This is a genomic window from Variovorax sp. P1_H2 (assembly GCF_056405295.1).
The window spans coordinates 1-8,652 of the sequence record NZ_JBFUCJ010000176.1 but is presented as its reverse complement, the minus strand read 5'-3'; the positions used below and the strand labels follow the sequence as shown (position 1 = coordinate 8,652).

The 8,652-nt window shown below is 64.3% G+C and carries 7 protein-coding genes and 2 pseudogenes; 5 read left to right on the top strand and 4 right to left on the bottom strand.

Annotation, left to right across the window (positions count from 1 at the left end; translation table 11 throughout):
- Positions 1-126 precede the first annotated feature (126 nt).
- Complete coding sequence (locus AC1D2E_RS33290) at positions 127-606, bottom strand: Lrp/AsnC family transcriptional regulator (protein ID WP_478201361.1); 480 nt, start codon at positions 604-606, stop codon at positions 127-129.
- Between the two features lie 133 nt (positions 607-739).
- Here AC1D2E_RS33290 and glmS point away from each other — a divergent pair, with 133 nt between their 5' ends.
- Complete coding sequence (gene glmS, locus AC1D2E_RS33285; RefSeq protein WP_478201360.1) at positions 740-2,620, top strand: glutamine--fructose-6-phosphate transaminase (isomerizing); 1,881 nt, start codon at positions 740-742, stop codon at positions 2,618-2,620.
- A gap of 822 nt (positions 2,621-3,442) precedes the next feature.
- Here the strand turns inward: glmS and AC1D2E_RS33280 are convergent.
- Complete coding sequence (locus AC1D2E_RS33280) at positions 3,443-3,808, bottom strand: TauD/TfdA family dioxygenase (protein ID WP_478201359.1); 366 nt, start codon at positions 3,806-3,808, stop codon at positions 3,443-3,445.
- A gap of 410 nt (positions 3,809-4,218) precedes the next feature.
- Here AC1D2E_RS33280 and AC1D2E_RS33275 point away from each other — a divergent pair, with 410 nt between their 5' ends.
- Complete coding sequence (locus tag AC1D2E_RS33275; protein ID WP_478201358.1) at positions 4,219-4,647, top strand: CBS domain-containing protein; 429 nt, start codon at positions 4,219-4,221, stop codon at positions 4,645-4,647.
- A gap of 485 nt (positions 4,648-5,132) precedes the next feature.
- Here AC1D2E_RS33275 and AC1D2E_RS33270 read toward each other — a convergent pair whose 3' ends face one another.
- Positions 5,133-6,317: an FAD-dependent monooxygenase gene (locus AC1D2E_RS33270; protein ID WP_478201357.1), complete on the bottom strand. Its 1,185-nt coding sequence runs from the start codon at positions 6,315-6,317 to the stop codon at positions 5,133-5,135.
- A 270-nt stretch (positions 6,318-6,587) separates the two neighbouring features.
- Between AC1D2E_RS33270 and AC1D2E_RS33265 the strand changes: the two genes are divergently transcribed.
- The 3 genes and pseudogenes from AC1D2E_RS33265 to AC1D2E_RS33255 form a co-directional block, all read left to right on the top strand.
- The gene (locus AC1D2E_RS33265) at positions 6,588-7,100 is read left to right on the top strand and encodes a DUF2306 domain-containing protein (RefSeq protein ID WP_478201356.1); all 513 of its coding nucleotides are present in this window, start codon (positions 6,588-6,590) and stop codon (positions 7,098-7,100) included.
- Positions 7,097-7,735 (top strand): cysteine hydrolase family protein, encoded by a 639-nt coding sequence (locus AC1D2E_RS33260; protein ID WP_478201355.1) that lies wholly within the window; start codon positions 7,097-7,099, stop codon positions 7,733-7,735. The genes AC1D2E_RS33265 and AC1D2E_RS33260 overlap by 4 nt, the downstream gene beginning before the upstream one ends.
- A pseudogene (locus AC1D2E_RS33255) lies at positions 7,732-8,097 on the top strand (alpha/beta fold hydrolase); the annotation flags it as partial. The gene AC1D2E_RS33260 and the pseudogene AC1D2E_RS33255, both read left to right, overlap by 4 nt.
- Before the next feature lie 15 nt (positions 8,098-8,112).
- Here AC1D2E_RS33255 and AC1D2E_RS33250 read toward each other — a convergent pair.
- A pseudogene (locus AC1D2E_RS33250) lies at positions 8,113-8,345 on the bottom strand (DUF4158 domain-containing protein); the annotation flags it as partial.
- Positions 8,346-8,652 lie beyond the last annotated feature (307 nt).

The window sequence follows — 8,652 nt, the reverse complement described above, 5'->3', positions numbered from 1 at the left end:
GCGTTGCACGCCTTGCATGTGCCAACGCACATGCCGCGTCGCGCGCCTTGATTGGCCCGTCCTGGCAGGCCTTCGCGACCCCGGAAATAGTGTGAACAGACCCTGGCAGTCCCGGCGCGACGGGCCTCAGGCCGGGTCGGGCAGCGGCAGTTGCGGCGCGAACTTGGAGCGGTGGACGCTGAAGAAGGCCTTGACGTTGCGCACGTTGGCGTCGCTCGTGAACAGGCGCTGCGCCAGCGCCTGGTAGCCGGGCATGTCGCGCACGGTGACGATCAGCACGAAATCGGGACCGGGCGAGACGCGGTAGCACTGCTGCACCGCGTCGTCCGGGGCCACCCGCCGCTCGAAGGCCTCCAGCGAGCCGGCATCCTGCCGGTCGAGCGAGACCTCCACCACCGCGGTCAGCAGCGCACCGATGCGCGCAGGGTCCAGGATCGCGACCTCGCTCTGGATCCATCCGCCTTCGCGCAGGCGACGCAGGCGGCGCAGGCAGGTCGGCGGCGAGATGTCGAGCCGCTCCGCCAGCGACTGGTTGCTCTCGGAGGTGTCTCGCTGCAAGGCGTCGAGCAAGCGAAGGTCCGTTTCGTCAAGGTCAATAAATTTCATAATTATATGAATTATGGAATAAATAATCTCGATACTCGTTTGATGAAATATTAAGACAAAACATATCTGTGCATGATTCCATATTTCGTTTGACGAGGCCTACCATCGCGGCTCCAACCGAAGGAGAAGTTCCATGTGTGGCATCGTCGGCGCCGTTTCAGGCCGCAATATCGTTCCCGTCCTGGTTCAGGGCCTGCAGCGCCTCGAGTACCGCGGCTATGACTCCTGCGGCGTGGCGGTACACGCCCAGGGGCTGCAGCGCGCCCGCACCACCTCGCGCGTGGCCGACCTGCTGGCGCAGGTGCGGGACGACCACATCGAGGGCAGCACCGGCATCGCGCACACGCGCTGGGCCACGCACGGCGCACCGGCGGTGCACAACGCGCATCCGCATTTCAGCCACGGCCCGGGCGCCGAAGCCGGGGCGGTCCGCCCCGGGCGGGTGGCGATCGTGCACAACGGCATCATCGAGAACCATGAGGCGCTGCGCGCCGCGCTGCAGGCCAGGGGCTACGTGTTCGCGAGCCAGACCGACACCGAGGTCATCGCGCACCTGATCGACAGCCACTACGACGGCGACCTGTTCGAGGCCGTGAAGACCAGCGTCAAGCAGTTGCAGGGCGCCTACGCCATCGCGGCGATCTGCCGCGACGAGCCGCAGCGCGTCGTCGGTGCCCGCGCCGGCTCGCCGCTGATCCTCGGCGTCGGCCAGGAGGCCGGCGAGAACTTCCTGGCCAGCGACGCGATGGCGCTGGCCGGCGTGACCGACCAGATCGTCTACCTGGAGGAGGGCGACGTGGTCGACATCCAGCCGGGCAAGTACTGGATCGTCGACCGGGCGCACAAGCCGGTGGCCCGCACCGTGCGCACCGTGCAGGCGCACAGCGGCGCCGCCGAGCTCGGCCCCTACCGGCACTACATGCAGAAGGAGATCTTCGAGCAGCCGCGCGCGATCGCCGACACGCTCGAGGGCGTGGAAGGCATCGTGCCCGAGCTGTTCGACGGCGTCGGTGTCGATGGTGCGCCGGGCGCGGCGGCATGGCGCGTGTTCAAGGAGATCGACAAGGTGCTGATCCTGGCCTGCGGCACCAGCTACTACAGCGGCTGCACCGCCAAGTACTGGCTCGAGGGCATCGCGAAGATCCCGACCCAGGTCGAGATCGCGAGCGAGTACCGCTACCGCGACTCGGTGCCCGATCCGAGGACCCTGGTCGTGACCATCAGCCAGTCGGGCGAGACGGCCGATACGCTGGCGGCGCTGCGGCACGCGCGCTCGCTGGGCATGGCGCAGACGCTGACCATCTGCAATGTCGCCACCAGCGCCATGGTGCGCGAATGCAAGCTGGCCTATATCACGCGGGCCGGGGTCGAGATCGGCGTGGCGTCGACCAAGGCCTTCACGACGCAGCTGGCGGGGCTGTTTCTGCTGACGCTGGCGCTGGCGCAGGCCAAGGAGCGGTTGAGCGAGGCCGACGAGGCGCGCTACCTGAAGGAGATGCGGCACCTGCCGGTGGCGCTGCAGTCGGTGCTGGCGCTGGAGCCGCAGGTCATCAGCTGGTCGGAGGACTTCGCGCGCAAGGAGAACGCGCTGTTCCTCGGGCGCGGGCTCCACTATCCGATCGCGCTGGAAGGCGCGCTCAAGCTCAAGGAAGTGACCTACATCCACGCCGAGGCCTACGCCGCCGGCGAGTTGAAGCACGGCCCGCTGGCGCTGGTCACCAGCGAGATGCCGGTCGTGACCGTGGCGCCCAAYGACGCCTTGCTCGAGAAGCTCAAGAGCAACCTGCAGGAAGTGCGCGCCCGCGGCGGCGTGCTTTACGTGCTGGCCGACGGCGACACGCGGATCGAGAACAGCGAGGGCATCCATGTGATCCGCATGCCCGAGCACTACGGGGCGCTGTCGCCGCTGTTGCACGTGGTGCCGCTGCAGTTGCTGGCCTATCACACCGCGTGCGCACGCGGCACCGACGTCGACAAGCCGCGCAACCTGGCGAAGAGCGTGACGGTGGAGTAGGGCTTCGCAGGACAAATCCAGCCTGGGATGTTCGAATAGAAATCGATACTTGGGCCCTAGAACTCGACACTTTCCATCGAATAGTTGTTGATTGTTCGGGATGAATTTGTTTGCTCAGTGCAAAGTCGAAACCAGCATGAGGGAGACAAAAAGTGCGTCGGAGAGTCCAGGGAGGCGCTCACCTGCGATCGGTAGCGAGCGCGCTAACGCCGCGTGCCTGACATCAAGTCGGAGCCGGGCAGTAGCCGCCGATCAGCGTGCTGGCAGCCCTCGGCCCTTGAGCTGACGTTCCAGCATCTGCCGGTGCGGATCGTGCTCATCGTGGACTTCGGCACGGCATCGCGGCCGTTCTTCCTGGGGGGAGTCCGACTGCATACAGGCTTCGAGAGCTCGCCAGTCGAATGCCTCGCTTCGCCGTTAATTGCTTCGTAGGCCTGTTCTACTTCTGCTTCTTTGGAGTTCTTGTGCTCTTCTCTGTGCTCACCCTCATATATTCCTAGGCATCCCGAGCGGCTGAATCCGCAGCCAGCAGCGGTCTTTCGGCGATAGAGGGGGCGCGTCAAGGTCGCATGAATCAGGAATCAAGATACATGGTTTACAAGTGCCACAGGATGGCGATATTCGTCGTAGTCCTTCTTGCTCACCAATACCGTTCGACGCCTCTCGCGGGACGAAGCGACCACGCGGGCAAAGAAGCTCGCTGTGGGATTTGTGAAGTCCACGGCAATGGATGGTTCGTTCCTGGAGGTCCGGCCGGACCCCTTCCTGACCGAGCGTGAAGGTAGCAGCGTCGGCAAGAACCGACCACTCCGGCGCTCCACACTAGGGAAAGAGCGCGTGAGCCGGCCGATTGCCGAGATGGCGACGACTGTCATCCAGCTGGGACGTGTCCAGCCCGTAGGTCCGCAGCAGCCACCTCGACTGCCCGCCGATTTCACCCCCAACTTCCCCGCGGCCGTGCAGGCAAAGTCGGTTGCTCACGAGCAGCATGTCGCCGGGCTGGATGGCCACGGCCTGGACTACTTCGCTGCAGGCTTTCGCAAAATTCTCAGCTGCTTTTTCTGCAGCACCGCCAGGCTCAGTTGGCGAAACGCTGGAATGGCTGAATCGAACAATCGTGCCGATGGCTGCATCTTTGAGCACCGGCTCGTCGATGGCGGTATGGACATCCCCGAGGATATCGCGCATGCCTTGTTGGGCTTTTTTCCTAGCCATTATTGGCCTTGCGCTGGCTTACCAACGGGTTCGCAGTCATCCGCGGTCCTAACCCATCATTCAAGCGGGACTGGCGTAAGCCACTGGTCATCTTCGCCCAGTGGGTGACCCAACATTTCCCTGGTGCCTCGCTGATTTGGCGTCATGGATAGCTGGCTCCAACCGGCCAGAAGCGGTCTTACGGTCGAACCCCGATGCGGCCGCCCGCCAGCAACTGATGCAGCAACACTGGCAGAGCATGCAAAGCTACATGGGACAGATGCACGACCGATGGGGCATGGGGCATTCGATCTTCCCGACCTTCACGTCGGCCAACGCCTCGGCAATGGCGACCGGGCGCAGCTCTTGCGTAGGGCTTGCATCCAACCAAGTGGAGCGACCTTATGAAACCCGTCTCCGAACTCCTCAAGCGCCGCAACTCTGCCCCCTGGCGGATCGATCCGAACGCCACCGTGCTGGAGGCGCTCCAACTCCTGTCCGACTACGAGGTCGGWGCACTCATGGTGGTCGAGGACGGCAGGCTCGTGGGAGTGGTCTCCGAGCGCGACTACACGCGCAAGGTCGCGCTCCAGGGCAAGAGTTCGAAAGAAATGAGGGTTGCCGACATCATGACGCCCAACGTGATGACCGTGACGCCCAGCACCCACACGCGCGAGTGCATGACGATGWTGAGCCAAAAGCGCATCCGGCACCTGCCGGTGGTCGAGGGCGCCCAGATCATCGGCATGATCTCCATCCGTGACCTGATGGACGACATCATCGCCGACCATGAGCAGACGATCGATCARCTGCGCACCTACATCCAGAGTTGAGACGACCCSAMGGMACCGACGGACCCCGRTCCCGGCTGGATCCACGGACGACATGGGCATGCGGCTTGCATGGTTCAACGCGAGCCTACAGACAGGGACCCTTGACCATCCGTWTCTGGTGCGCCGATTGTCTCCTCCACCCTAACTTGGTGGATTTTCCCCGAGGCAGTGCCTCGGGGGATCTTCTTTGAGGCCCTCGGATGGTTCGCGCGAATGCGAGAGGACCCTCGCCATCAGCACCACGCACATTCCCTTCAACTGAGACAGCCCGGCCCTGCAGGCCCTCGATTTCTCACAAGCAAGGTCGAGTATGCAGTGAGCCGACCTTCGAGCCCGAACTACGAACTGGAACTGTCGGCCAGAAGCGGTAGTTGGGCCAACTGCTCTAAAGCGGTCAGTGAACGGGTACATGGCCACTCAACAGATACCACAGAGCGGCCGTCATCGGCAGATCAGCATCGCATCCCGCAGGCGCCGAAAGAAATCTATTGCAGCAACGCGGCCGCGGCGGCGCGCGCATCCGCCACCACGTCGTAGGCATAGAGGCGCTTGCGGAATTCGGCGTGCGCGGCGAGCGCCGCGTCACGGGCACTGAGATCGATGTCGGTCGAGTCGAGACGCAGTCCATTCTGTCGGGCACCAAGCTGAATCTCCGCCACGCGCTTGCGACGCAATCGCTCGTAGGCAAGTAGCGACGCCGGTACTCCCGATGTGTCCACCTGGGCCAGGATCGTGGCGAGCGCCATGCCGTCCTCGATTGCCTGGTTGGCCCCCTGACCCAGATGCGGAAGCATCGGATGTGCCGCGTCGCCGAGCAGCGTCAACCGGCCCTTGGTCCAGGTCGGTAACGGCTCGCGGTCGTAGAGTGCCCAGCGAAATGTCTTGTCGACCTGCTGAAGGACATTGGCGATGCGCGGGTCCCAGCCTTCGAACTCGCGGCGCAGCACCGCTGGATCGCCGGGCGCGGACCACGATTCCTTCATTTCCTCATCGGTCGGCACGAACCCGACGTAGTTGACCATCGTTCCGTGACGAACAGGGAAGACCAGGAAATGCCTGGACGGACCGGCCCACATTTGCCAACGGTCCATCGGCCAGTTCGGCAGGCGCTCCCGCGAGACCAGACCTCGATAAGAAATGGTGCCGTGAAAGACGGGCTTCGAGGGCGGAAAGACGTAGGAACGCAGTTCGGAATGTATTCCGTCGGCGGCAACCACAACGTCGGCCTCGGCGATGGCGCCGTTGGCAAATTCGACGCGGGCTACGTCGTCGGTCTGCTCGAAGGCGATAGCACGATGGCTGGTATGGACGATCCCGGCGGGCAGGTTGGCAGCGAGGAAATCGACAAAGTCGGCGCGGTGCATGCCAAAGGTCGCGTTCCAGCCGGAGGCATCCGACACCTGCACCGGGGCGATCGGCGTACCGTCGTGGCGAAAGTAGTAGGAGCCGGGACCGACTCGCGCACCCCATCTCTCGACGGCGGGCCCGAGGCCCACACGCTCCAAGTGGCGCACCGCATTCGGTGTCACAAACACACCAGCGCCGATCTCGCCCAGTGCGGACGCCTGTTCATAAACCGAAACACGCAGCCCCTGTCCGATCAGCGCATTGGCGGCGAACAGGCCGCCAATTCCGCCTCCGATGATCAGGACGTTTGGTCGAGATGCCATTTCAACCCAATCGAAAATCCTTCAACAGGGCATTGTGCGAGCGTGACGGGCAGAGGGCAACGGCAATTGACGAGGAGCTGATTCTCGCTGTGCCGGGTGAGCGCGACTGAGGTGGGCCAGGAAGATCGCGAATGGCCGCTCTGATCCGCCGCCCTTGACTGTTTTGGGCCCCGACCGGCTACAGTCGGCCAAGACCGAAAGTTCGTCACGACCCTCCAGTTTGAAGCAACTGCTGTTCGCGGGTTCTCGTTCACCGCAAAGGAGCACTCCATGTTCGGTTTGACACCACTCGGCACCGTCCACACCGCCATCAGCCTGGTCGCGCTTGCGGCCGGCGTCATAGCGCTCTTCCGCTATCGCGAGATCCCTCCAAGTGCAGCGCTCGGCCAGACCTACATCTGGGCCACCGTACTCACCTGCCTCACCGGCTTCGGCATCTTCCAGCACGGCGGCTTTGGCGCGCCGCACGCGCTCGGCATCATCACGCTGATCGTGCTCGCCATCGCCGCCGTGGCCGGTCGCACGCAGGTCTTCGGCCGGGCGTCGCGCTACGTCGAGACCCTGGCCTATTCGACCACGCTGTTCTTCCATATGATCCCGGGCCTCACCGAGACCTTCACGCGCCTGCCCACCGGCGCGCCGCTCTTCAGCAGCCCGGAAGACCCGGCCCTGCAGAAGGCGGTGGGCGTATGCTTCTTGCTGCTGGTCATCGGCTGCGTACTGCAGGTCTGGCGGCTTCGCGCGGGCCATCCAGTCTGGAATGCCAGAAGGAGCCACCAATGAGCGTACCCACCATCGTCGCCGGCGAGACCGGCTTGTTGCTGGTCGACCCCTACAACGACTTCCTCGGCGAGAACGGCAAGCTGCAAAGCCGCGCCAAGGCGGTGATGGACGAGGTCGGCACCATCGCCCATATGCGCGAGGCCGTGGCCGCCTGCCGCACGGCCGGCATCACGGTGTTCTATGTGCCGCACAACCGGGCCAAGCCATCGGACTTCAGCCTCTGGGCGCACCCCACACCCTACCAGCTCGGCGGCCATCGCATCCAGCTCTTTGCCGAAGGCACCTGGGGCGCGGAATGGCATCCGGACTTCCAGCCCCGCCCCGAGGACGTGATGATCAAGGAGCACCGCGGCTCCAGCGGCTTTGCCAACACCGACCTCGACATCCAGTTGCGCCAGCACGGCGTTCGCCGGGTCGTGCTCATCGGCATGCTGGCCAACACCTGCCTGGAGACCACGGGCAAGTTCGCAGTCGAACTGGGCTACCACGTCACGCTGGTGCGCGACGCCACCGCCGCCTTCACGACGGAGGCGATGAAGGTCGCGCACGAGATCAACGGACCCACCTACGCCCACGCGATCGTCACTACGAGCGAACTGGTGGCGATGCTGTCCACTTCCGGGAGCACACCATGACCACTGCCGTCGACACCCCCAACCAGTTCGCTGAGGTCGAAGGCCGCCGCCTGGCCTACCGCTCGATCGGCGAGGGGAAACCCATCGTCCTTTGCACGCGCTTCCGCGGCAACATGGATGTGTGGGACCCGGCGTTTCTCGATGCGCTGGCTGCGCAGGGCTTCCGCGTCATCACGTTCGACTACAGCGGCCTTGGCCTCTCGACGGGCGAGCGCGCCTACAGCCCCGTGGCCTTGGCCAAGGATGCGCGCGACCTCATCGAGGCGCTGGACCTCGAAGGCGTGGCGATCGGCGGATGGTCCCTCGGCGGCCTCGCGGCGCAAGTGGTGCTGGCCCTGTACAGCGACCGCCTGAGCCATTGCGTGCTGCTGGGCACCTCGCCACAGTGCCGGTGGCACGACCCGCACTGCGTCCAGCAGGCGGCCACTCATGCGCAGGAATCCGATATGCAGCGCCAAGCCCAGCTTGAGCGAGTGAGCGAGTCGCCGCGCCGTGTCTGGATCAGCTCATGCTCGGCGCGGCTGAAGGTGAAGAACGCCTGCAACTCGAAGGCGCTGAGATCGTGCGGCAACTCGCGCATGCCCAGGAATGTTGTCTGCAAGCCTTGCATCGCGCGCCTCCATCGGTGGGGAACGCACGATACGCCTGACGAAAGTGAACAGCAATCGCAGCCAAATCAAGGACTTACGGACCCACACCCGCGCCGATGTTGGCGCTGCGCACCGTCACTCTGTGCACCCAAAACGAGTCGACCCCGCCTTCGGCGTCGGCTGAACTCCTTCGTTAAGTGACCGCTTTTTGCCCCTCGATTTGAGCCCTCGATAGACCGCTTGGGGCCCATTGCGGGTCTACAGCGGACGTCGAAACTGCCCGGAAGCGGTCGTTGGATGTCAGATCCCACCTGGCACCACCTGCCA